Source organism: Streptomyces sp. NPDC045967 (assembly GCF_056430495.1).
The window spans coordinates 1-21,357 of record NZ_JBWKLE010000032.1 but is presented as its reverse complement, the minus strand read 5'-3'; the positions used below and the strand labels follow the sequence as shown (position 1 = coordinate 21,357).

General features: G+C 75.3%; 17 protein-coding genes. 14 read left to right on the top strand and 3 right to left on the bottom strand.

All coding sequences use genetic code 11. The annotated features are described in order from the left end of the window. Positions 1 to 178: 178 nt before the first annotated feature. Complete coding sequence (locus tag AC07FY_RS32120; protein WP_479013698.1) at positions 179 to 1,186, bottom strand: AfsR/SARP family transcriptional regulator; 1,008 nt, start codon at positions 1,184 to 1,186, stop codon at positions 179 to 181. Positions 1,187 to 1,431: 245 nt separating this feature from the next. Here AC07FY_RS32120 and AC07FY_RS32115 point away from each other — a divergent pair, with 245 nt between their 5' ends. The 4 genes from AC07FY_RS32115 (at position 1,432) to AC07FY_RS32100 (ending at position 5,765) form a co-directional block, all read left to right on the top strand. Further along, complete coding sequence (locus AC07FY_RS32115; RefSeq protein WP_479013695.1) at positions 1,432 to 2,253, top strand: AfsR/SARP family transcriptional regulator; 822 nt, start codon at positions 1,432 to 1,434, stop codon at positions 2,251 to 2,253. Positions 2,254 to 2,399: 146 nt separating this feature from the next. Beyond that, positions 2,400 to 3,131 (top strand): thioesterase II family protein, encoded by a 732-nt coding sequence (locus tag AC07FY_RS32110; RefSeq protein ID WP_479013692.1) that lies wholly within the window; start codon positions 2,400 to 2,402, stop codon positions 3,129 to 3,131. After that, positions 3,128 to 4,438: a beta-ketoacyl-[acyl-carrier-protein] synthase family protein gene (locus AC07FY_RS32105; RefSeq protein WP_479013689.1), complete on the top strand. Its 1,311-nt coding sequence runs from the start codon at positions 3,128 to 3,130 to the stop codon at positions 4,436 to 4,438. The genes AC07FY_RS32110 and AC07FY_RS32105 overlap by 4 nt, the downstream gene beginning before the upstream one ends. Before the next feature lie 40 nt (positions 4,439 to 4,478). Continuing rightward, positions 4,479 to 5,765 (top strand): FAD-dependent monooxygenase, encoded by a 1,287-nt coding sequence (locus tag AC07FY_RS32100; protein WP_479013686.1) that lies wholly within the window; start codon positions 4,479 to 4,481, stop codon positions 5,763 to 5,765. 89 nt (positions 5,766 to 5,854) lie between these two features. On the opposite strand, the gene AC07FY_RS32095 is transcribed toward AC07FY_RS32100, so the two are convergent. Next, positions 5,855 to 7,270: a condensation domain-containing protein gene (locus AC07FY_RS32095; protein ID WP_479013683.1), complete on the bottom strand. Its 1,416-nt coding sequence runs from the start codon at positions 7,268 to 7,270 to the stop codon at positions 5,855 to 5,857. Between the two features lie 427 nt (positions 7,271 to 7,697). On the opposite strand from AC07FY_RS32095, the gene AC07FY_RS32090 reads away from it, so the two are divergent. The 4 genes from AC07FY_RS32090 (at position 7,698) to AC07FY_RS32075 (ending at position 11,737) form a co-directional block, all read left to right on the top strand. Next, a complete protein-coding gene (locus tag AC07FY_RS32090; RefSeq protein ID WP_479013680.1) occupies positions 7,698 to 9,323 on the top strand; it encodes a class I adenylate-forming enzyme family protein in 1,626 nt (541 codons plus the stop codon). Positions 9,324 to 9,376: 53 nt separating this feature from the next. Next, positions 9,377 to 9,691 (top strand): antibiotic biosynthesis monooxygenase family protein, encoded by a 315-nt coding sequence (locus AC07FY_RS32085; protein WP_479013677.1) that lies wholly within the window; start codon positions 9,377 to 9,379, stop codon positions 9,689 to 9,691. Positions 9,692 to 9,753: 62 nt separating this feature from the next. Beyond that, on the top strand, positions 9,754 to 10,068 hold the full coding sequence (locus AC07FY_RS32080; RefSeq protein ID WP_479013674.1) for an antibiotic biosynthesis monooxygenase family protein: 315 nt from the start codon (positions 9,754 to 9,756) through the stop codon (positions 10,066 to 10,068). Continuing rightward, entirely contained in the window at positions 10,061 to 11,737 is a 1,677-nt protein-coding gene (locus tag AC07FY_RS32075) for an FAD-dependent monooxygenase (RefSeq protein WP_479013671.1), read from the top strand. Before AC07FY_RS32080 ends, AC07FY_RS32075 begins: the two co-directional genes overlap by 8 nt. Positions 11,738 to 11,754: 17 nt before the next feature. Here the strand turns inward: AC07FY_RS32075 and AC07FY_RS32070 are convergent, their stop codons facing one another. Further along, positions 11,755 to 12,519, bottom strand: coding sequence for a thioesterase II family protein (locus AC07FY_RS32070; protein WP_479013668.1), 765 nt, complete (start codon positions 12,517 to 12,519; stop codon positions 11,755 to 11,757). 443 nt (positions 12,520 to 12,962) lie between these two features. Here AC07FY_RS32070 and AC07FY_RS32065 point away from each other — a divergent pair, with 443 nt between their 5' ends. The 6 genes from AC07FY_RS32065 (at position 12,963) to AC07FY_RS32040 (ending at position 21,257) form a co-directional block, all read left to right on the top strand. After that, positions 12,963 to 13,922 (top strand): aromatase/cyclase, encoded by a 960-nt coding sequence (locus AC07FY_RS32065; RefSeq protein ID WP_479013666.1) that lies wholly within the window; start codon positions 12,963 to 12,965, stop codon positions 13,920 to 13,922. A gap of 22 nt (positions 13,923 to 13,944) precedes the next feature. Beyond that, entirely contained in the window at positions 13,945 to 15,744 is a 1,800-nt protein-coding gene (locus AC07FY_RS32060) for an acyl-CoA dehydrogenase (protein ID WP_479013663.1), read from the top strand. 68 nt (positions 15,745 to 15,812) lie between these two features. Beyond that, positions 15,813 to 16,652 carry a 4'-phosphopantetheinyl transferase family protein gene (locus AC07FY_RS32055; RefSeq protein ID WP_479013660.1) on the top strand — a complete coding sequence of 280 codons (840 nt, stop codon included), beginning with the start codon at positions 15,813 to 15,815 and terminating at the stop codon, positions 16,650 to 16,652. A 112-nt stretch (positions 16,653 to 16,764) separates the two neighbouring features. After that, complete coding sequence (locus AC07FY_RS32050; RefSeq protein ID WP_479013657.1) at positions 16,765 to 18,849, top strand: condensation domain-containing protein; 2,085 nt, start codon at positions 16,765 to 16,767, stop codon at positions 18,847 to 18,849. Between the two features lie 139 nt (positions 18,850 to 18,988). Beyond that, positions 18,989 to 20,197, top strand: a complete 1,209-nt coding sequence (metK, locus tag AC07FY_RS32045) for a methionine adenosyltransferase (protein ID WP_479013655.1) — start codon at positions 18,989 to 18,991, stop codon at positions 20,195 to 20,197. A 73-nt stretch (positions 20,198 to 20,270) separates the two neighbouring features. Next, positions 20,271 to 21,257, top strand: a complete 987-nt coding sequence (locus AC07FY_RS32040) for a carbohydrate kinase family protein (protein WP_479013653.1) — start codon at positions 20,271 to 20,273, stop codon at positions 21,255 to 21,257. The last annotated feature ends 100 nt before the right edge of the window (positions 21,258 to 21,357 follow it).

The window sequence follows — 21,357 nt, the reverse complement described above, 5'->3', positions numbered from 1 at the left end:
CCGTCCGGCGTGCGCATTCGGCCGCCGCGAAAAACGAACGGCGGATAAGCGGATATCCTCTGCGGCTATCACTCGCCCCTCCGCTCCGGCTGGAATGCCGCTGGAGAATATCTGGAGCCGGTGCCGGATGTCGGATAACCGGATGCCGGATTGCGTGGCGGCCGGTGAACCCATTCGGTCAGAACGCCGCCGGTGCTTCCTTCCTCCCTCCTGACGTCCCTTCGGACATCCCTTCGGACAGGAGGGTGAAACGCCGTACGAGTTCTTCCTGCTCGCGGCCGATCTCCTCGATGCGGGCCCGCAGGCGGGCGATTTCCCCGCCCAGGTCCAGCACGGCGGCGAGCGGGGCCGCGGTCGGCGGGCCGGCCGGCTCCAGGCCCGGCTCGCGCAGCAGGATCGACTCCATCCGGTCCCGCAGGGCCGGCCCGGGACCCACCCCGATCTCGGCCAGCAGCCGCTGCCGGGCCCGCTCGTACACCCCCAGGGCCTCGGAGCGGCGGCCGCACCGGTACAGGGCGAGCATCAGCAGGTCGTAGAAGCGCTCCCGGGTGGGGTGGGCGGCCGTGAGCCGCTCCAGTTCCCCGGTGACCTCCTCGTGCCGGGCGCCGCGCAGCTTCGCCTCGTAGTACGTCTCCAGGGCGGTCAGCCGGCCCTCCTCCAGCCGCTCGGCCTCCCGCGCGCAGATCGGGCCCCGGCCGCTGCCTTCCAGCGCGGGCCCGCGCCACAGTTCCAGGGCGCGGCGCAGCAGTTCGGCGGCGTGCGCGGGGTCGGCGACGACCGCCGCGCGGCCCTGCGCGGAGAGCCGGTGGAAGCGCTGGGCGTCCGTACGGGCGGAGCCGAGCCGCAGCAGGTAGCCGAGCGGGTGCGTGGTGATCCGGGCCCGGCCGGCGCCGTCCGCGCCGTCCGGACCGTCCCCGCCGGCCGGCGCCAGCAGCCGGCGCAGCCGCGCCACATGGGCCTGCAGCGCGTTGGCGGCGCCCGCCGGCGGGCGGTCGCCCCACAGCTCGTCGATGAGCCGGTCGGCGGAGAGCACCTCCCCGGCCCGGGCGACCAGGGCCGCGAGGAGGGCGCGCTGCTTGGCGCCGGACGGCGCGATGCGGGTACCCGACCGGTGGTCGTGCACCTCGACGGGGCCCAGGACGCGGAAGTCCAGGAGGCCCTCGCTCGGACGGGCGTCCCATTCCATCGGTCACTCCTCCCAGCGATCCGGTGGGAATCGCGGAAAGACCTGCACGGCCGGGGCGCGGAATTACGTTCCGGCGGTCATCACGCAAGGGAATCTAACAGTCTGACGGAAATGCGCCAACGTCGGAATTCAAGGTGTGGTCGACAGACGCTCAAGAAAATGGGGGGTGTTGCCCTGGGTCCCGCTACTGTGCGTCAGTCGAAGGCTTGAAATCGATGGGAACTCGACGACGTGCGGAGGAAACCGTGAAGATTCAGGTTCTGGGTCCGTTGAGTGCCGAAGTCAACGGGGGCTCGATTGTTCCGACGGCCGGCAAGCCGCGCCAGATTCTGGCGCTGCTCGCGCTCTACCCGGGGCGGGTGATGCCCGTACCGACCCTGATGGAGGAGGTGTGGGGCACCGACCTGCCCCAGAGCGCGCTCACCACCCTGCAGACCTACATACTGCAGCTGCGCAGGAGGCTCGGCACCGCCATGGGGCCGGGTGACCCGAACGGGGCCAAGGAGGTCCTCGCCACGCGCCACGGCGGATACCTGCTCCAGATCGCCCCCGAGAGCGTGGACGTCCACGAGTACGAACGGCTGGTGGCCGACGGGCAGAGCGCCTTCGAAGAGGGCGACGACGAACGCACCGCGGCCAAGCTGCGCCAGGCACTGGCCCTGTGGCAGGGTCCGGCGCTGGTCGACGTACGCGTGGGGCCGATCCTCGAGATCGAGGTGATGCGCCTGGAGGAGAGCCGGCTGGTGACCGTCGAGCGGCGCATCGACGTGGACCTGCGCCTGGGCCGGCACACCGAACTGATCGCCGAGCTCTCCGAGCTGATCGCCCGGCACCCGCAGCACGAGGGCCTGCACTCGCAGGCGATGGTGGCGCTCTACCGCTCCGGCCGCCAGGCCACGGCGCTGGACGTCTACCGCAAGCTGCGGATGCGCCTCATCGAGGACCTCGGGGTGGAACCCTCACCGCAGCTCCAGCGCCTGCACCAGGCGATGCTGACGGTGGACCCGGCGCTCGACGTGCCGGCCGGCCCGCGCCGGGGGTCCACGTTCGACCTGTACGCGGCCTGACGTGCGGCAGGGGAACGCCGGTGCCGCGGACGGTGGCCGAGGGCCGCGGTCCGCGGTGGCGTGACCCGATCCGGGGGGCGCTCGAGCCGACCTCGAGCGGGGCTGGTCAGGGTGGGGTGGTCACGGTGGGCGAGGAAGGACGGGGCATGGCGCGCGAACAGGACGTGCGGCTGGTGTGTTTCGCGCACGCGGGAGCCGGAACCTCCGCCTTCCACCGCTGGAGCGATCTGCTCGGCCCCGGCGTGAGCCCCGAACCCCAGCTGCTGCCCGGGCGTGACGCGCGCCGCCGCGAGCCGCGCGTGACCACCCGCGAGGCGCTCCTGGACGACCTGCGCGAGCTGTTCAAGGAGCAGCCGCCGGGTCCCTACGTGCTGTACGGGCACAGCCTCGGCGGGCTGATCGCCTACACGCTCACCCGTGCGCTGCACGAGGCGGGACTGCCGCTGCCCGAGCTGCTGGTGATCGGCGCCGTGCCGCCGCCGGACGTGTTCGCGGGGGCCGGCTTCGCCGCCGACGCCCCCGACGGGGAGCTGACCCGCCTGCTGGAGAGCTTCGACGGCGTGCCGCCGAACGTCACCCCCGACGTGTGGCACCGCTTCGTCCTGCCCGTGCTCCGCGACGACCTGCGGCTGGCCGCCGCGCTGCGGGCCGCCGCCATGGATCCCGGCACCGGCGGTCCGGTGCCCGTCCCACTGCTGGCGATCGCCGGTGCGCACGACCCGGTGGGGCCCCCCGAGGTGCTGGCCGGCTGGAGCGACTGGACGACGGCGGGCTTTCAGTCCCGCACCGTGCCCGGCGGACACTTCTTCCTACGCGACGGTGAACTGCCCCGGTTGCTGGGGCAGGCGTGCCGGACGGTGGGGCGGTCCGGGCGTTGAGGCGCGTGGTCATCACCGGTATCGGGGTGCTCGCTCCGGGCGGTGGCGGCACCAAGGGCTTCTGGTCGATGCTTACCGCGGGGCGCTCCGCCACGCGCGCGGTCACCTCCTTCGACGCGAGGCCGATGCGTTCGCGCGTCGCCGCCGAAATCGACTTCGACGCCCGGGAGCACGGGCTGAGCGGCGGGCAGGCGGCCGACCTCGCCCGCGTGACGCAGTTCGCGCTGGCCGCGGCCCGCGAGGCACTCGCCGACAGCGGGGCGCTTGCGGGCAGTGGGGGATTCGCGGACGGCGGGCTGCCCGCGGGCCGCGGGGCGCAGCCGTGGCCCGACCCGCTGCGCACCGGGGTCGCGCTGGGCAGCGCGCTGGGCTGCGTCGCCGAGCTGAGCCTGGAGTACGCCGTCGCCAGCAACGTGGGCGCCCGCTGGCTGGTCGACCCGGCCCGGGTGGTGCCCCAGCTCTACGACTACTTCGTCCCCGGCTCACTGGCCGCGGAAGTGGCCCGGGACGCCGGCGCGCAGGGGCCCGTCTCGTTCGTCGGCACCGGCTGCACGGCCGGCCTGGACGCGCTGGGCCACGGGGCGGAGCTGATCCGCGAGGGCAGTGCGGACGTCGTGCTCGCCGGTGCCTCCGAGGCTCCGATCTCCCCGGTCGCCATGGCCTGCTGCGACACCGTGCGCATCACCTCGCGGCGCAACGCCGAACCCGCCAGCGCGGCGCGGCCCTTCGACCGGACCCGTGACGGGTTCGTGCTCGGCGAGGGCGCGGCCGTCCTGGTCCTGGAGGAGCGCGAGCGGGCCCTGCGGCGCGGCGCCCGGGTCTACGCGGAGCTCGCCGGCTACGCGAGCCGGGCCGCCGCCGAGCACATGACGGGACTCGGCCCGGACGGCACGGAGCTGGCCGCGGCCATCGGGGCCGCCCTCGACGAGGCCGGCCTGGACCCGTCCGCCGTCGAGTACGTCAGCGCGCACGGCTCGGGCACCCGGCAGAGCGACCGGCACGAGACCGCGGCCATCAAACGGGCCCTCGGCCGGCACGCCCGCCACGTCCCGGTCAGCGCGATCACCTCGATGACCGGCTATCCGCTCGGCGCGGTGGGCGCCTTCCAGGCCGCCGCCGGCGCGCTGGCGATCGAGTACGGAACGGTGCCGCCCACCGCGCACCTGCGGGTGCCGGACCCGGAGTGCGACCTCGACTACGTGCCCGGTACGGCCCGCCGGCAGCACACCAGCGCGGTGCTGGCCCTCGGCAGCGGCTTCGGCGGGTTCCAGAGCGCGCTCGTGCTGACCCGGCCGGAGACAGCCTGACCCGACCGGCCGGACCGACCCCCGACGGAGGGACACCCCCATGGAGCACCCCGATCCGTGCCCCGCCACCGCCGCCACCGCCGAGACCGGGACCGACGTGTGCGTCGTCGGCGCCGGGCCCGCCGGGCTGGCCCTGACCCTCATGCTGCTGCGCTCCGGTGTCCGCGTGACGCTGGTCGAGCGTTCCACCGCGCTGCGCCGGGAGTTCCACGGCGAGATCCTCCAGCCCGGCGGCCAGCGCGTCCTCGACGAGCTCGGCGTCCTGGCGGCCGCCCGGGCCCGCGGCTCGCTGCCGCTGTCCGGCTTCCAGGTGCTGGACCGGGGCCGGGTGCTGCTCGACATCGACTACGGCCGGCTGCCCGCCCCGCACGACCACCTGCTGGCGCTGCCGCAGCCCCACCTGCTGGCCGAACTCCTGGACGCCTGCCGGGAGCTGCCCGGCTTCACCCACCTCGAGGGCCACCGGGTGTCGGCGCTGCTGGAGCGGCGGCCCGGCGGCCCGTGCACCGGGGTCGTCGCGCGCGGGCCGGACCGCGCGCCCGTCACCGTCCGAGCGCTCGCCGTGGTCGGCGCGGACGGCCGGTTCTCCAAGACCCGGGCGCTGGCCGGGATCGGGGCGGGCCGTTCGGACTCCTTCGCCCACGACGTGGTGTGGTTCTCGCTGCACGCGCCGGGCCGGGCCACCGGGAAGGTCAGGGTGCACCGGGCCGCCGGCAGCGCGGTCCTGGTCCAGGACAGCCACCCCGACCGGCTGCGGATCGGCTGGACGCTGCCGCACGGCGGATGGAGCCGGCCGGGCCGCGGCATCGAGGAGATCCGTACCGAACTGGCCCGGGCCCTGCCAGGGTTCGCGGACCTGCTGCACGAGCAGCTCACCTCGCTCGGGCAGCTCACCCTGCTCGACGTCTTCGCCTCGCACGCCGAGGAGTGGACCCGTGACGGGCTCGTCCTGATCGGGGACGCCGCGCACACCCACGGCCCGATCGGCGCCCAGGGCGTCAACCTCGCGCTCCAGGACGCCGCCGCCCTGCACCCCGTGCTGGTGGAGGAGCTGGGCCGGGGGGCGGTCACGCGGGCGGGCCTGGAACCGTACGCCCGGCGCCGGGCGGCGGCGGCCGCGGCGGTCCACCGGATGCAGCGGATGCAGGCGCGCGCGATGTTCGGGGCGGACGGGGCGCTCGCCCGGTTCGCGCTGGCCGGGGCCGCCGGGCTGGTCACCCGTACCCCCCTCGGGGGGAAGATCACGCGCAAGGTCGCCCACGGGACCGATCCGGTGCGGGTGCGCACCGATCTGTTCACCGCGGCGGCGGCGCACCGGCCGGGCTGAGCGCACGGCCTGGTTTTGGGGGGCGTCCGCCGCGGCCGGGTGGGGGGCGTCCGCCGCGGGCGGGGCGTCCGCGGCGGCCGGCCGGGCGGTCAGCGGAAGCGCGCCTTCGGGTGGTCGGCGAGGTCGCCGAGGAGCCCGAAGTAGTCGGCGCGCAGTTGGCGGATGCGGGCCTCGGAGAACACGGTCGTGTCGTAGGTGAACACGCAGTGCGCGGCGCGTTCGTCGTGCCGCAGCAGCAGCGTCAGGGGGCGGGCCGCCGGTGCGGGCGCGGCGGTGAACGGCTCGGCGCGCAGTCCGCGCCCCCAGGAGGCGGCGCCCCACCGGGGGCCCTCCGCTGCCGGTCCGGCGCCGAACTGGACGTCGCCCAGCTGCTCCACGAGCCGCGGCTGGCGCAGCTGAGCGGCGACCGGCTCCAGCGGCACCTCGTGGTGCGCGAAGTCCCAGGCGCTGGTGTGCCGGACGCGGTCGATCACCTCGCCGAAGGAGGGCGCGTCGGTCAGGTCGGCCCGCAGCACCACCGCGCGGGACAGCGGGCCCAGCATCCGCCGCTCCCGGCCGCGTTCCTGGACGGGCCCGCGGACGCTGATGTCGCGCTGGCCCGACCAGCACGCCAGCAGCAGCTGGAAGGCGGCCAGGCCCACGGCCTGCACGCCCGTCCGGTGCCGGCGCGCGGCCTCCGCGACCCTCGCGGCCAGTTCCTGCGGCAGCGGGAAGGACAGCGCCCGCGCGGGGCCGGGGATGCGCCCGGGTGAGCCGGGTGCGCCGAGGTCCCAGGGCAGGGCGGCCGGTTCCGCGCCGTTGAGCCTGCGCAGCCAGTACTCGGTGCTCTCGTCGAGGCGTCCCCGGGCGGCGCGCTGCCGCTGCCAGGCGGCGAGGTCGGCGTACTGCGGGGCGGGCCGGTCCGCCGGCGCACCGCGGTAGGCGGCGGCGAGCTCGGAGGCGAGCAGGCCGAGCGCGGCGCTGTCGGCGATCAGTTCGTGCAGGACGAGGACGGCGACGTGGTCGCCCGCGCCCTGGCGCAGCAGCCGCAGCCGGGCCAGCGGTTCGTGCGCCGGGTCGAAGGGCCGCTCCCGTTCCGCCGCGACGGCGGCGGGCACCTGTGAGGGCCGCAGCTCGGTGGCCGCCACGGGCAGCGGCGCAGCGTCCTCGCCGGGGACGACCTGGGTGAGCCGGCCCTCGATCAGGCGGTAGCGGCTGCGCAGGATCTCGTGGCGGTCGGCGACCGTCCGCCAGGCGGCCGCCAGGGCCGCCGCGTCCAGGTGTCCCGTCAGCCGGAGCGTGCCGCTGACCACCGGCGGGCGGGCCCGGTGCGCGAGTCCGCCCCACAGCGCCTCCTGACCCGGAGAGGCCGGGAAGTGCCAGGGTCCCGGACAGGAGGGCCGGGGCAGCCGCGGGACGGCGTCCGGCTCCGGCTCCGGCTCGGGTCTCGGTCTGTGCTCGGGGTCGGGATCCGCCGCCAGCGGGGCGGGGGTTCCGGTCTCGTCCCTCAGTACCGTCGTCGCCATGCGGTTCAACGCCTCCTCGGCGATCAGCGCCGCGGGGCTCGCCGCGCGCCGCCCGGCGGGCCGGGCGCGGCACCCCCCGGGCGGGGGTTCCGGGTGGTGCGTGGTGCGAGGTCCACGCGAGCGGCCCGGCGGGGCCGGGCACCGGCCCGGTGCTTCGCCGCCTGGCGGGCACGCGTGGCGGCCGCCGTGTCGGGCCGCCGCCCGACAACCATCCAGACCCGTGCTGTGGCGCGGCTTGAGCACGCTTCGAAGCTCCTTCGAGCACGGGCGCCGACGGTGGTACCCGACGCTCCGCCCCGGCCGCCCGCCCCGGCCGCCCGCACCGGAGCGCCCGACCGCCCGGCCGCCCGACCGCCGTGCGGACCGCCCCGCCCGTCCCCTGTCCCGACCTCCCCGACCGCCAGCCGCCCGACCAGTGAGGAAGACCGTGCCGCGATTCACGTATCCCGAACTCCCGCTGGACGCCCTGCTGCGCCGGGCCGCCGTGCGCGATCCCGGCGGCTGCGCCATCGTCGCGGACGCCGGCGAGGTCACCTTCGCCGAACTCGACGACCGGGCCGACCGCTACGCCGCCTACCTGGAGCGGCGGCTGGGCCGGCGGGGCGCGCGCGTCGGCGTCGCCAACGTCCTCGACGCGGACTTCGCCGCCGCCTACTACGGCACGGTCCGCAGCGGCAACACGGTCGTCCTGGTCAACCCGCTGATCAAGGAGGCCGGGCTGGTGCACGTGTGCGCCACGGCCGAGGTCGAGGTGGCGCTGGTCCCGGCCGCCACGGCCGAACTGCTCGTCAAGGCCCGCGAACGGCTGCCCGCCCTGGCGGAGATCCTGGTGACGGACGCGCCCGACGGGGTGGTGCCCGCCGACACCGTGCCGGTGGCCGCCGCCCTGGGCCGGCTGCCCGAGGGCCGTCCCGCCGCCGCCGCGGCCGGCGCCGCCAGCGCCGACCTGGCCGCCGACGCCTGCATCCAGTTCACGACCGGCACCACCGGTCTGCCCCGCGGGGTCCGCCTCAGCCACCGCAACCTGGTGGCCAACGCCGCCCAGACCGCCCGGGCGCACGGCCTCGGCAGCGACAGCGTGACCCTGAACCACCTGCCGCTCTACCACGTCATGCACCTCAACTCGGCGGTGTTCGCGGGCGCCCGGCAGGTGCTGTGCGCCGAACCGGCTCCCCTGGCCGCGCTCGAACGGGCCGCCCGCACCGGGGCCACGCACTTCTACGGGCTCCCCGCCCGCCTGCACCGGCTCGCCGCGGACCTGCGCCCCGCGCCGGGTGACGGCGGCGCCGACCGCCCCGCGCCGCCCGCCCCGCCCGCCGGGCTGCGGCTGCGGGCCGTGCTGTCCGGCGGCACGGCGCTGGCTCCCGCCGCCACCCGGCAGCTCCAGGACTGGCTCGGTGTCCCCGTCGTACAGGGCTACGGCATGGCCGAACTCTCCCCGCTCGCCCACAGCCAGGACCCGGCGAACCCGCTGACCGGCTCGGTCGGCGCCCCCGTACCGGGCACCGAGTGCCGCATCGTCGACCTCGCCACCCGGCGGCCGGCCGAGGTGTACGGCACCGGCGAGGTCCAGATCCGCGGACCGCAGGTGATGACCGGCTACCTGGGCGAGGACGAGCGGGGGCACCTGGACGCCGAGGGCTGGTTCTCCACCGGAGACGTCGGCTACGTCACCCCCGACGGCGTGCTGTTCCTGGTCGACCGGCTCGGCGACGTCTTCAAGTACGACAACGAACTGGTCTCCCCCACCGCCGTCGAGCGGATCCTCGCCGACGACCCGCGCGTCGCCGACTGCGTGGTCGTGGGCTGGCCCGACCCCGTCCACGGCGCCCTGGTGTGGGCCGGGATCGTGCTGCGCGAGCCGACCGCCCCGGGCCTGCTCGACGTCCTCGACTCGATCGTGGTGCGGGCCAACGAGCGTCTCGCCGACTTCGAGCAGATCCGCCGCGTCGAGGTCGTCGACTCCGTTCCGCGCACACCCGTCGGAAAGCCGGAGCGCCGCGGGCTGCGCCGCACCCTCCACGAACGGGCGGCCGCCGAGGCCGCCGCCTGATCCCCCGTCCGTCCCCTTCTTCTTACCCACCAGCCGATCCACGAGGAGAGACCGTGACCACCTTCATCAACAAGCTGACCGTGCAGGGCGACGTCAACGAGTTCCTGGCCGCCAAGGAGCCCATCACGGCCTTCATGAGCTCCCGGCCCGGCCACATCGGCAACCGCACGCTGCGCAACCTCAACGAGCCCGGCGTCTTCGTCGAGGTCGCCCACTGGGACGACCCGGCCGCCCACCAGGCCGCCGTGGGCAGCGCGGAGTTCCGTGCGCTCGTCGCCCCGCTGGCCGCGCTCGCCACGCCGGAGCCGGGCCTCTACGAGGTGGTCGAGGCGGGCGCCCGCCTGCAGGAGGACGGCACGTACGCCTGACCCCCACCACCCGCCGCCCTTCCCGCCCCACCCCCACCACCCCGATCCCAGGAGAGACCATCATGGTGACTTTGATCAAGAAGATGACCGTGCTCGGCGACATCAACGAGTTCCTGGCCGCCAAGGACCCGGTCACCGCCCACCTCGCCGCCACCGAGGGCCACGTCGGCAACCGCACCCTGCGCAACGTCGGTGAGCCCGGCGTCTTCGTCGAGATCGCCCACTGGAACGACCTCGCCGAGTACGAGGCCGCCGTGGGCAGCGCGGAGTTCCGCGCCCTCGCCGACGTGCTCTCCCCGCTCGTCACCACCGAGGCCGGCCTCTACGAGGTGGTCCCGGTCGGCGCCCGCCTGGACGCGGCCGGTACCTATGCCTGACCAGGCCGGGGACCGGACCGGGACCCGGGCGCCGGACGGGGCCGCGCAGGTCCTGGTCGTCGGCGCCGGGCCGGTCGGTCTGACGGCCGTCCACGAACTGGCCCGCAGGGGACTGCGGGTGCGGCTGGTCGACGGCGCCGCCGGGCCCGCCCGCACCAGCCGCGCCGTGGCCGTGCACCCGCGCACCCTGGAGACCTTCGACCAGATGGGCGTCGTGGAGCCGGTGATCGAGGCCGGGCGGCAGAACCGCGCCTTCACGATGTTCGCGCGCGGGCGCAGGCTGGTGCGGCTCGACGCCGACTACTCCACCATGCCCACCCGCTACCCGTACACCGTCATCATCGAGCAGACCCGCACCGAGGCGGTGCTGCGCGAAGCCGTGGCCCGGCTCGGCGTCCGCGTCGAATGGGGCGTGCGGCTGACGGACCTCTCCCAGGACCCCTCCGGGGTGCGGGCCCGCCTGGAACACGCCGACGGCACGCGGGAGGAGTACGACGTCCCCTGGCTGATCGGCTGCGACGGCGGCCACAGCACGGTCCGCAAGCGGCTGGAGCTGCCGCTGATCGGCGAGTCCAGCGAGACCTGGGAGCTGGCCGACGCGCCGGTGACCACCGACCTCGCGCAGGACAGCATCTACTGGGTGCACACCGGCAGGCAGGCCATGATGATGGTGCCGTACAGCCGCCCGGGCTACTGGCGGCTGCTGGACACCGCGCCCGGCGGCGAGGCGGCCGGCAGCGTCGCGAGCCGCTTCGGCGGCAAGCTCAGCGCCGGGCTCGGACAGGCGGTGAGCGTGGGGGAGCCCCAGTGGACTTCCGTCTTCACCTTCCAGCAGCGCATGGTGCCGCGGATGCACGAGGGCCGCTGCTTCGTGGCCGGTGACGCCGCCCACGTGCACAGCCCCGCCTCCGGGCAGGGCATGAACACCGGTGTGCAGGAGGCCTACAACCTGGCGTGGAAGCTGGCCCAGGTCGAGCGCGGCTGGGCCGGGCGCGAACTGCTCGACACCTACGGCGAGGAGCGCGTACCGGTGGGCCGGGCGCTGCTCGGCAGCACCCGCACGGCCACCTTCCTGGTCCAGTTCAAGAACGTGCTGGCCGGGGTGATGCTGCCGGTCGTCATGGGAGTGGTGCGCAACGTCCCGCCGCTGCGCCGGGCCATCCAGCGCAAGGTGCTCGGCGGCATGTCCGGGCTGCGCCTGGCCTACCCCGACTCCTCGCTGACCCTCCCGGACCCCGGCCTGGCGACCCCGGCGGGCAGCCGCGCGTCGGCCGCCGCCGCCCGCTTCCCCGGCGATCCGGGCGCGGACGCGCTCCAGGAGGAACTGCGCGACACCCGCTGGTCCCTGCTGTGCGCGGCGGGCGGCCCCGCAGCCGCGGGGGACGCCGCGGCCGACGCCTCGGCCCGCTACGGCCCGTGGCTGTCGGTGCGCAGCGTCGGCGCGCGGCCCGGCGAGGGGCCCGGCGCGCTGGCCGACCCCCGGGGACGGCTGCGCCGGGCGCTGGGCCTGTCGCCCGGCGGCTGGGTGCTGATCCGGCCCGACGGGTACGTCGCCGCCACCGGCGCCTCGCTGACCGGCGCGGCCCTGCGCCAGGCGATTGCCCCGCTGGGCGAGGCGGCGCTGGGCGACGCGGCCCTGCGGGTGCGCGAGCCCGCCGGCGTTGCCTGAGAACCGCCCCCCGGCGGTCAGACGGCGCCGGCGGGCGCGGTGGTCAGCCGCGCCGACACGGTGCGCAGGACGGCGGCGGTGTGCTCGCTCAGGTAGAAGTGGCCGCCGGTGAAGACCTCCGAGTGGAAGCCGCCCGAGGTGTGCTCCCGCCAGGCCAGCGCCTCCTCGACGGTGACCTTGGGGTCGGCGTCCCCGGTGAACACCGTCACCGGGCAGCGCACCGAGGCCCCGGGGCGGTAGACGTGCGTCTCCACCGCCTTGTAGTCGGCACGGATCGTCGGCAGGAGCATCGCCCGCATCTCAGGGTCGTCCAGCAGCTCCGAGCCCGCCGCGTTGTGCGACTTGATCTCGGCGACCAGCTGGGCGTCGCTCGCGCCGTGCAGGCGCTCCGCGCGGCTGGTCGAGGGCGCCCGGCGGCCCGAGAGGAACAGCTCGACGGGGCCGTCCCCGCGCGCTTCCAGGCGCTGGGCGACCTCGAAGCCGATGACGGCTCCCATGCTGTGCCCGAAGAGGGCCAGCGGCTTGTCCCGGTAGCCGCCCAGCTCCTCGGCGATCCGGTCGGCGAGCACGCCCACGTTCTCCACCAGCGGCTCCATGCGCCGGTCCTGGCGGCCCGGGTACTGCACGGCCAGCACCTCCACCGACGGCGCGAGCGCCCTGGCCACGGGGAAGTAGAAGCTGGCGGAGCCGCCCGCGTGCGGGAGGCAGACCAGGCGCACCGCCGCTGCGGGTGCGGGACTGAAGACGCGGAACCACTCCTGATCGCCGCTGGACCCGTTCAATTGCTTCTCCGCTCGCCGTTCTCGACCGTCCCGGTCGCTCGTGCCGACCGACCGGTCCCAGGGTGCCGGGCGCGGCGGTGGTGCGAAACCCCGTACCGGCCGGGGCGGATGCCCGCTCGAGGGCGCTTCGAGCCGGTCTCCGCCCGGTCTCCTGCCGTCCGGGAAACCCTGTCGAGCAGCGGGTGTCACCGAACCCGCCGTGATCCGTACCGCCCGGCCCACCCACGCCCCGGTCGTACGGTTCGCAGCGCCCGGCCGGCGCGCTGCACCAGTTCCGAGGCCGTCGCCCCTCTCCTGACGAGGACGCGGCGGCCTCGGGCCGTTTCGCGGCCGGCCGCCGGGCCGCCCGGGTCCTCGAGACGCCCTGGAGGTCGAGAGGGATTCGAGCGGCTCTCCGGCGGATCTTGTCAGTGTCGAGAGCCAGGGCGAGAGAGGTGGGGCCGATGACGGGTGAGCGAGTGCACCGCAGGACGTACGCGGTCGACGTGGCCGCGCCGGCGGGCGTGGTCTACGGCTTGATCGCGGACACCACCCAGTGGCCGCTGTTCGTACCGCCGAGCATCCACGTGGAACGGCTCGACTTCGACGGGGTCCTGGACCGGTTCCAGATGTGGGTGACCGCGGGCGGCACCGTGAAGTCGTGGCTGTCGCGCCGCACCCTGGACGCGCAGGCCCACCGCATCGACTTCCACCAGGAGGTCCCGGCCGGGCCCGCCCTGTCGCTGGGCGGCCGCTGGTCGGTCGAGGCGCGGGGCGCCGGACGCTCCCGGCTGACGCTGGACCACGAGTTCACCGTCGCCGACGACCGGCCCGAGGACCTGGCCTGGCTGGAGCGGGCGACGGACACCAACAGCCGGGCCGAACTGGCGCGGCTCAAGGAAACCGCCGAACGCTGGACCGAGCTGGACTCCCTGCTGCTGACGGTCGAGGAGTCCGTCCGCGTCAAGGGCCCGGCCGAACTCGTCTACGACTTCCTCTACGGCATCGCGGACTGGCCCGGCCAGGTCCCGCACGTCGCCCGCGCCGACGTGGCCGAGGAGCAGCCCGGCGTGCAGGTGGTCTCCCTGGACACGGTGTCCGCGGCGGGCCCGGCGGCGCAGAGCACGCAGGAGGTCCGGATCTGCTTCCCGCACGCCTTCCGGATCGTCCACAAGCAGACGCTGACCCCGCCGCTGCTGGAGGCGCACACCGGGGAGTGGTCGGTGATCCCCGACGAGACGGGCGTCACCGCCCTGGCCCGGCACCAGGTCCTGCTGCGCGCGGAGGCCGTCGAAGCGGTCCTGGGCCGGGGCGCCGGGGTGCAGGAGGCGCGCGACCACGTGAGCGAACTGCTCGCCGGGCAGAGCGCCACCGTCCTCAACCTCGCCAAACGGCACGCGGAATCCACCATCAGGACCCTCTGAAAGGGAGTTGATCGACGCCATCATGACCACCTCCCTGCACACCCCGGACTCCCTGCGCGTCCCGGACCGGACGCCGGAGCGGACGCCGGCCGCGCCCGCCACCGCGTCCGCCTCCCACGAGGCGGACGCACTGCGCCGCGCCGCCCGGCTGGAGGCCCTCCTGGGCGCCCCCCACGACCCGGCCAACCCGCACGGCACCGCCGCCCTGTGCGCGGCCGACGCCCGCGGCGAACTCCCGGCCGCCACCGAGCGGCTGCTGACCGGGACGGGACTGGCCGCCGAGTTCGTCCCGGCCGAGTTCGGCGGCCGCCTCACCCGCGCCGACCTGCTCGCCAAGGTGCTGCGCCCGGTCTTCCGCCGCGACCTGGCCCTCGGCTTCGGCTTCGGCATCACCTCGCTCTTCGCGACCGCCCCGGTCTGGGCCGCCGGCACCGCCAGCCAGCGCGAGCACACCGCGGACCTGCTGCTGGGCGGCGGACGGGCCTCGATCGTGCACCACGAACTGGCCCACGCCAACGCCATCCTGCGCGACGAGCTCGTCGCCACCCCGGATGCGCACGGCGGTTACACCCTCGACGGCCGCAAGGACGTGATCATGAACGCGTCGCGGGCGGACGCGTACGTGGTCTACGCCCGCACCGCGCCCGAGCGCGGCCCCCGCAGCCACTCCGTCCTGCTCCTGGACCCCGCGCAGCTGCCCGCTGACGGCGTGCGCCACCTGCCCCGGGTGCCGACCCCCGGCATGCGCGGCGGCATCTTCTCCGGTCTGGAGTTCACCGGCTGCCCCGTCCCCGCGGACGCCCTGGTCGGCAGCCCCGGTGAAGGCGTCTCGCTGGCCCTGCGCACCTTCCAGGTCAACCGCTGCCTCATCCCCGGCGTCGCCATCGCGGCCGCCGACACCGTGCTGCGCTCCGCGGTGCGCGCCGCGTCCACCGGCCGCAGCACGCCCATCGCCAAGCGCTGGCACAAGCCGCTCGCCGGGGTCTTCGCCGACCTGCTGGCCTGCGACAGCATGGCCACCGTCGCGCTGCGCTCGCTCAGCCTGCTGCCGGAGCGCGCCCACATCCTGGCCGCGGCCGTCAAGTACGTGGTACCGGACCTGCTGCGCGAGAGCCTGGAGGAACTCGCCACCGTGCTGGGCGCGCACGGCTACGAGTACGGCAGCCCGCGCTACGGGTCCGTCGACAAGCTGGTGCGCGACCTGCCCGTCGCGGGCCTGGGCCACGCCGGCACCGCCGCCTGCCACGCCGTGATCGTCCCCCAACTGCGCAGCCTCGCCGAACGCTCCTGGTTCCACGCCGAGGAGCCGCCGCCCGAGCTGTTCCGCAGCGGGGCGACCCTGCCCGCGCTCGACTACCGGCTGCTGGGCATCGCCAGCGGCGAGGACTTCCTGTCCGCCTCGCTCATCGGCTCGGCCGGCCGGCTGGCCCAGGCCCGCGGCGTCGGCGGCCAGATGGCCGTCCTCAGCGACCTCGCCGAGGGTTTCGTCAACGAGCTGCGGGCCCTGCGCGCCGAGTGCGCGGCCCTGCCCGCCACCCGGGCCGCCCTGACCGATCCGGCTGTGGTGATCCTCAGCGACCGCTACGCGATCGTGCAGGCCGCCGCCGCCGTCCTCGGCATCTGGGAGGGGCAGGACGGCGCCGACGCCTTCCTCGCCGACCCCGCCTGGGCGGTCCTCGCGCTGTCCCGGCTCGCGGGCCGGCTGGGCATCGTCGTGCCCGACCTGCCCGAGAGCTGCCTGCACCAGGTCCTGGACGAACTCGTCCGCCGCTACCGGGCGGGCCTGAGCTGCGACCTCGACGGCAGCGAGCTGAGCCAGTGAGCCGGAGCACGCCGGAGAGCCGCCCCGTGCAGCGGGGGAGCCGCGAGACCCAGGGAGGGAACCACGCCATGCCCCACGCCCACGCGGAGCGCGAGCGGACCATCGCGCCGCCCGTCCACGTCTCGGGCCCCGGCGGGCCCTGGGACGCGGTGTGCGAGAACCTCGAACGCGACGGCAGCGCCGTCGTGTTCGCCACCTGGGGCGAATGGCTGACCGCGGCCCTGTCCGACCCCGAGCTGCGCCCGCTGCTCGGCCGGGACTGGCAGCGCTACCGGCGTACCGAGAACGCGGCGATGCGCTACTGCTTCGTCGCCTCCCGCATGGTCGTGAAGTACACGGCCGCCGCGGCCTTGAGGACGGAACCGGCCGCGCTCGACCTCGCGTACAAAATCGGCGGAAGGCCGTACATCCGCGGATTCGACCAGATCGACATCAGCCTGAGCCACACCGACGACCTGATCGTGGTCGGCGTCAGCAGGAACGGCCGGATCGGCGTCGACACCGAATCCGCCAAGCGCAAGATCTCCTTCGAGCTGTTCCACGACCACATGTGCACCCCCGCCGAACACGCGGAGCTCACCCGCATGTCCCAGGACCGCCAGACCGCCGAGCTGCTGCGGCTGTGGACCCTGAAGGAGGCCTACACCAAGGCCCTGGGCCAGGGACTGCGGCTGGGCTTCACCGAATTCGGCTTCGGTCTGGAAAGCGGTCGCCTGATCGCTCCCGACGGTTCCCCCGCCTCCCGCGGCGAGTGGGCGTTCGCGACCTTCCCCGTGCTCGCCGACCGCTACCTGGTCAGCGTGGCCTGCCACGACACCGGGCTGGACGCCGCCCGCGACACGGCCGTCCACACCATGCTCGACGAGGGCTTCATGGGCGCGGTCGAGGAAGGACTGGCGAGCGCGTGAGACGGACGGGCGGGTCGTGTCAGCGCCGTGTCAGCGCCGCGTGGCCGCCGGTCGCATACTCCGGGACCTTTCCATGCCCATGCCCGCGCACAGCCGACCGAGGAGGGAGCAGATGGCCGCGCCCGTGACGGTGATCGTCACTCCCGGCCCGCCGCCTTCGCTCGACCTCCACGGCCCCCTCACGCCCCGGGCCCTGGAGGCGGCGCTCGCGGCGCTGCCGCCGTGCACCCCGACCCTGCACCGGCACACCGACACCCATCACACGCTCCAGGTGCCCCCGCCGCCGTTCCCCGCGGGCGCCCTCGCGGACCTGCTGGCCGCGCCGCGCCCCGCGCCGGACGCGCCCCGCCCGGGGCGCGGCGCGCGCGACCCGCACGGCGCCGCGCCCGCCCCCGCCGGCGCACCCGAACCGGCGCCGGCCACCGCGCCCGCCGCCCCCCTCCAGCGCGACGTCCTGCTCGACGCCCTGGCCCGGCCCGGCGGCGGCCTGCACGTCGGGCAGGTGTACTGGCGCTGGCACGGCCCCCTGGACACCGACCGGTTCACCGCCGCCTGGCAGTCGCTCGCCGACCGCGAAGCGGTGCTGCGCTCCGCGCTGGCCCGGCCCGAGCGCGACAGCGGCCCGCGGATCGCCGTCCACCCGCACGCCGCGGTGGAGGTCCTGCGCCACGGGCACGGGGAGACCGACTGGAACGCGCTGCTGGCCGCCGAGCGCGCCCGCGCCTTCGACCTGCGCCGCCCCGGGCCGCTGCGCATCGCGCTGCTGGACGACCCGCCGGCCGGGAACGGCGAAGAGGCGGCTTCCGTCCGCATCCTGCTCACCTACCACCAGGTGCTGCTGGACCGCCGCAGCATCCGCACCCTGCTCGCCGCCTTCTACCGGGCCTACCTCGCCGACGGCCGCGTGCCCGGCGGGGACCGCCGCCCCGACGTACGGGACCACCTGCACTGGCTGGGCGGCCAGGACCTGGGCCCGGCCCGCGCGTTCTGGTCGCGGGCCGCGCCCGCGCCGGGGGACGCGACCCTGCCCGCCCGTCCCGCCGCCCGCGCCACCGGACGGCTCGGCCACGGCCGGACCCGCCACACCCTGACCGCCACGGAGGCGGTCCGGCTGCGCGAATGGGCCGCCCAGTGGGGGGCGAGCGAGAGCACCGCCCTGCACGCCGCCTGGGCCCTGCAGCTCTACCGGCCGGCCGCCGACCTCGACGCGAACCCGCGCCCCGTCGCCTTCGCCGTCGCCGTCTCCGGCCGCGGCATCCCCCTGGAGGGCGCCGAGGCGCTGGCGGGCCGGATGCGCAACCCGCTGCCCGTGCACCTCGTCGTCGACCCGGCCGCGACGGTACGCCGGCTGCTGGACGACCTGGCCTGCCGGGTCCTGGACGCGGCAGCCTACGAATGGGTCTCCGCGGGGCAGATCCAGGCATGGGCGGACACCCCCGCGCAGGCCGGCCGGATCACCGAGTCCCTGATCGTGTTCGAACCGCCGGCCACGCAGCGCGGGCAGGGCGGCGGGGCGGAGCCCTACCGCGAGGAGCTCGCCGCCGAGGGGGTCCGGGTCGACCCGCCCGAGGCCGTCGGCCCGCTCACCGGTGTGCCCCTCACCGTTACCGCCCGGCACGACGCGGACGGGGCGCTGGTGCTGACCGCCGTGCACGACCGGACCCGCTTCTCCGACGACGCGGCCGCGCTGATCCTGTCGCAGACCGCCGACCTGCTGCGCGAACTCCCCTTCTCCGCCGACGGGTCCACGACCGTCGCGCAGGCGCTGCGGCTGCTGTCCGGGGCCCGCGTGCCGCCGGTCACCCTGCGCCCGGCCGGGGGGCTGCGCCTGCTGCGCGAAGCCGCCCACCCGGGCGCCGGCACGATCTGCCTGATCCCGCCGCCCGACGCGGCGCCGGACTGCTACGGCCCGCTCGCCGGTCTCCACCCGGGGCCCGAAGCGCTGGCCACGCTGGGTGCCGCGGCGGACGCCGGGGACTTCCTGGCCGGACTGCGGCCGGTCCTCGCCGCCGGGGAACCCCTCGTACTGGGCTGCTTCTCCGGAGCCGGCACCCTCGCCTGCGAGATCGCCGACCGGATCGCCGCGCACGGCTGGTACCCGCCGTTCGTCGTGATCGCCGGCGCCGCCGACGGCGGCCCGGACTCGGCCCGCGCCCTCACCGGGGCGCTCACCTCCGCGACCGCGAGGCCCGGGTGAACCCGCCCCGGCCGCCGCCGGGAGGCGTCCCCACCCTGCGGCCGGCGCCCGCCGAAGCGGGTGCGCGCACCCCGTCCGTCCGCGGTCTCCCACCGCCGCTCTGCCACGGGCCGAGCGGCCCCTCCCACCCTGGAGCACTATGTCCCGCCGACTGTTCACCTCCGAATCCGTCACCGAAGGCCACCCCGACAAGATCGCCGACCAGATCAGCGACACGATCCTCGACGCCCTGCTGGCCCAGGACCCCACCTCCCGCGTCGCCGTGGAGACCCTCATCACCACCGGCCTCGTGCACATCGCCGGCGAGGTGACGACGAAGGCCTACGCGCCGATCCCGCAGCTCGTCCGCGACAAGATCCTCGAGATCGGCTACGACTCCTCCGCCAAGGGCTTCGACGGCGCCTCCTGCGGCGTCTCCGTCTCCATCGGCGCGCAGTCCCCCGACATCGCGCAGGGCGTCGACACCGCCTACGAGAGCCGGGTCGAGGGCGATGAGGACGAGCTCGACAAGCAGGGCGCCGGCGACCAGGGCCTGATGTTCGGCTACGCCTGCGACGAGACCCCCGAGCTGATGCCGCTGCCGATCCACCTGGCGCACCGGCTCTCCCGCCGGCTGTCCGAGGTCCGCAAGGACGGCACGCTCCCCTACCTGCGCCCGGACGGCAAGACCCAGGTCACCATCGAGTACGACGGCGACACGGCCGTCCGCCTGGACACGGTGGTCGTCTCCTCGCAGCACGCCTCCGACATCGACCTGGAGAGCCTGCTCACCCCCGACATCCAGGAGCACGTGGTCGAGTACGTCCTCACCCAGCTGGCCGAGGACGGCATCAAGCTGGAGACCGAGGGCTACCGGCTGCTGGTGAACCCGACCGGCCGCTTCGAGATCGGCGGCCCGATGGGCGACGCCGGCCTCACCGGCCGCAAGATCATCATCGACACCTACGGCGGCATGGCCCGCCACGGCGGCGGCGCCTTCTCCGGCAAGGACCCCTCCAAGGTCGACCGCTCCGCCGCCTACGCCATGCGCTGGGTCGCCAAGAACGTCGTCGCCGCGGGCCTCGCCTCGCGCTGCGAGGTCCAGGTCGCCTACGCCATCGGCAAGGCCGAGCCCGTCGGCCTGTTCGTCGAGACGTTCGGCACCGCCACGGTCGAGACCCAGAAGATCGAGGAAGCCATCGCCGAGGTCTTCGACCTCCGCCCGGCCGCCATCATCCGCGACCTCGACCTGCTGCGCCCGATCTACGCCCAGACCGCCGCCTACGGCCACTTCGGCCGCGAGCTGCCGGACTTCACCTGGGAGCGCACCGACCGCGCCGAGCAGCTCAAGGCAGCGGCCGCGCGCTGACACCCGTACGACCGCCCCCCTCGCCCCGCCGACGGCGGGGCACCGGCCCCTTCCGTCCCGATCAGGAGACCACGTGCGTATCGCGGTGACTGGATCCATCGCCACGGATCACCTCATGGCCTTCCCAGGCCGGTTCGTCGACCAGCTGCTCCCGGACCAGCTGGAGCACCTCTCGCTCTCGTTCCTCGTGGACTCCCTCGAGGTGCGGCGGGGCGGGGTGGCGGCCAACATCGCCTACGGCCTCGGCGGACTGGGCCTGACGCCCGTCCTCGCCGGGGCGGTGGGCGTCGACTTCCACGAGTACGAGGTCTGGCTCAAGGAGCACGGAGTCGACACCGGCGGGGTGTACGTCTCCGACACCCGCCAGACCGCCCGCTTCATGTGCATGACCGACCAGGACGCCAACCAGATCGCGTCCTTCTACGCCGGTGCGATGGCGGAAGCGGCCGAGATCGACCTGCGCGCCCTCACCGGTCCCGGGGACCCGCCCGTCGACCTGGTGCTGGTCTCGCCCAACGACCCGGCCGCGATGCTCCGGCACACCCGCCAGTGCGCCGGCCTGGGCATCGCGTTCGCCGCCGACCCCTCCCAGCAGCTCGCCCGCCTCGACGGCGAGGAGGTCCGGGAGCTGGTGACCGGAGCGCGCTGGCTGTTCACCAACGAGTACGAGGCCGCGCTGCTGCGCGAGCGGACGGGCTGGGAGGCCCAGGAGGTCCTCGACCGGGTCGGCATCTGGGTCACCACCCTGGGCGCCGAGGGCGTCCGCATCGAACGCAAGGGCGAGCCCGCCCTCACCGTGCCGGCCGTACCCGACGTCAGGGCCCAGGACCCGACGGGCGTCGGCGACGCCTTCCGGGCCGGCTTCCTCGCGGCCGTCAGCTGGTACCTGCCGCTGGAGACGGCCGCGCAGCTGGGCTGCGCGATGGCCGCCCTGGTCCTGGAGGCCGTGGGATCGCAGGACTACGAGGTCGACGGAGAGCGGCTGCTGGCCACCGTCGAGGCGGTCTACGGCGCCGAGTCGTCCCGGCTGCTCGGCCCGGCGCTGCGGGCGCTGGCATGAGCGGCACCCGGGCCGATGCCCTGCGTGAGGCGCTCGCGTCCCGTGTGGTCGTGGCCGACGGGGCGATGGGGACGATGCTCCAGGCGCAGGATCCCTCGAT

Bases quoted from the DNA above. Each gene is read 5' to 3' on its own strand.
- AC07FY_RS32075 (WP_479013671.1), top strand. From the start codon at position 10,061: ATGCCTGACCAGGCCGGGGACCGGACCGGGACCCGGGCGCCGGACGGG.
- AC07FY_RS32065 (WP_479013666.1), top strand. From the start codon at position 12,963: ATGACGGGTGAGCGAGTGCACCGCAGGACGTACGCGGTCGACGTGGCC.
- AC07FY_RS32095 (WP_479013683.1), bottom strand. From the start codon at position 7,270: ATGGCGACGACGGTACTGAGGGACGAGACCGGAACCCCCGCCCCGCTG.
- AC07FY_RS32120 (WP_479013698.1), bottom strand. From the start codon at position 1,186: ATGGAATGGGACGCCCGTCCGAGCGAGGGCCTCCTGGACTTCCGCGTC.
- AC07FY_RS32080 (WP_479013674.1), top strand. From the start codon at position 9,754: ATGGTGACTTTGATCAAGAAGATGACCGTGCTCGGCGACATCAACGAG.
- AC07FY_RS32110 (WP_479013692.1), top strand. From the start codon at position 2,400: ATGGCGCGCGAACAGGACGTGCGGCTGGTGTGTTTCGCGCACGCGGGA.
- AC07FY_RS32100 (WP_479013686.1), top strand. From the start codon at position 4,479: ATGGAGCACCCCGATCCGTGCCCCGCCACCGCCGCCACCGCCGAGACC.
- AC07FY_RS32060 (WP_479013663.1), top strand. From the start codon at position 13,945: ATGACCACCTCCCTGCACACCCCGGACTCCCTGCGCGTCCCGGACCGG.
- metK (WP_479013655.1), top strand. From the start codon at position 18,989: ATGTCCCGCCGACTGTTCACCTCCGAATCCGTCACCGAAGGCCACCCC.
- AC07FY_RS32055 (WP_479013660.1), top strand. From the start codon at position 15,813: ATGCCCCACGCCCACGCGGAGCGCGAGCGGACCATCGCGCCGCCCGTC.
- AC07FY_RS32050 (WP_479013657.1), top strand. From the start codon at position 16,765: ATGGCCGCGCCCGTGACGGTGATCGTCACTCCCGGCCCGCCGCCTTCG.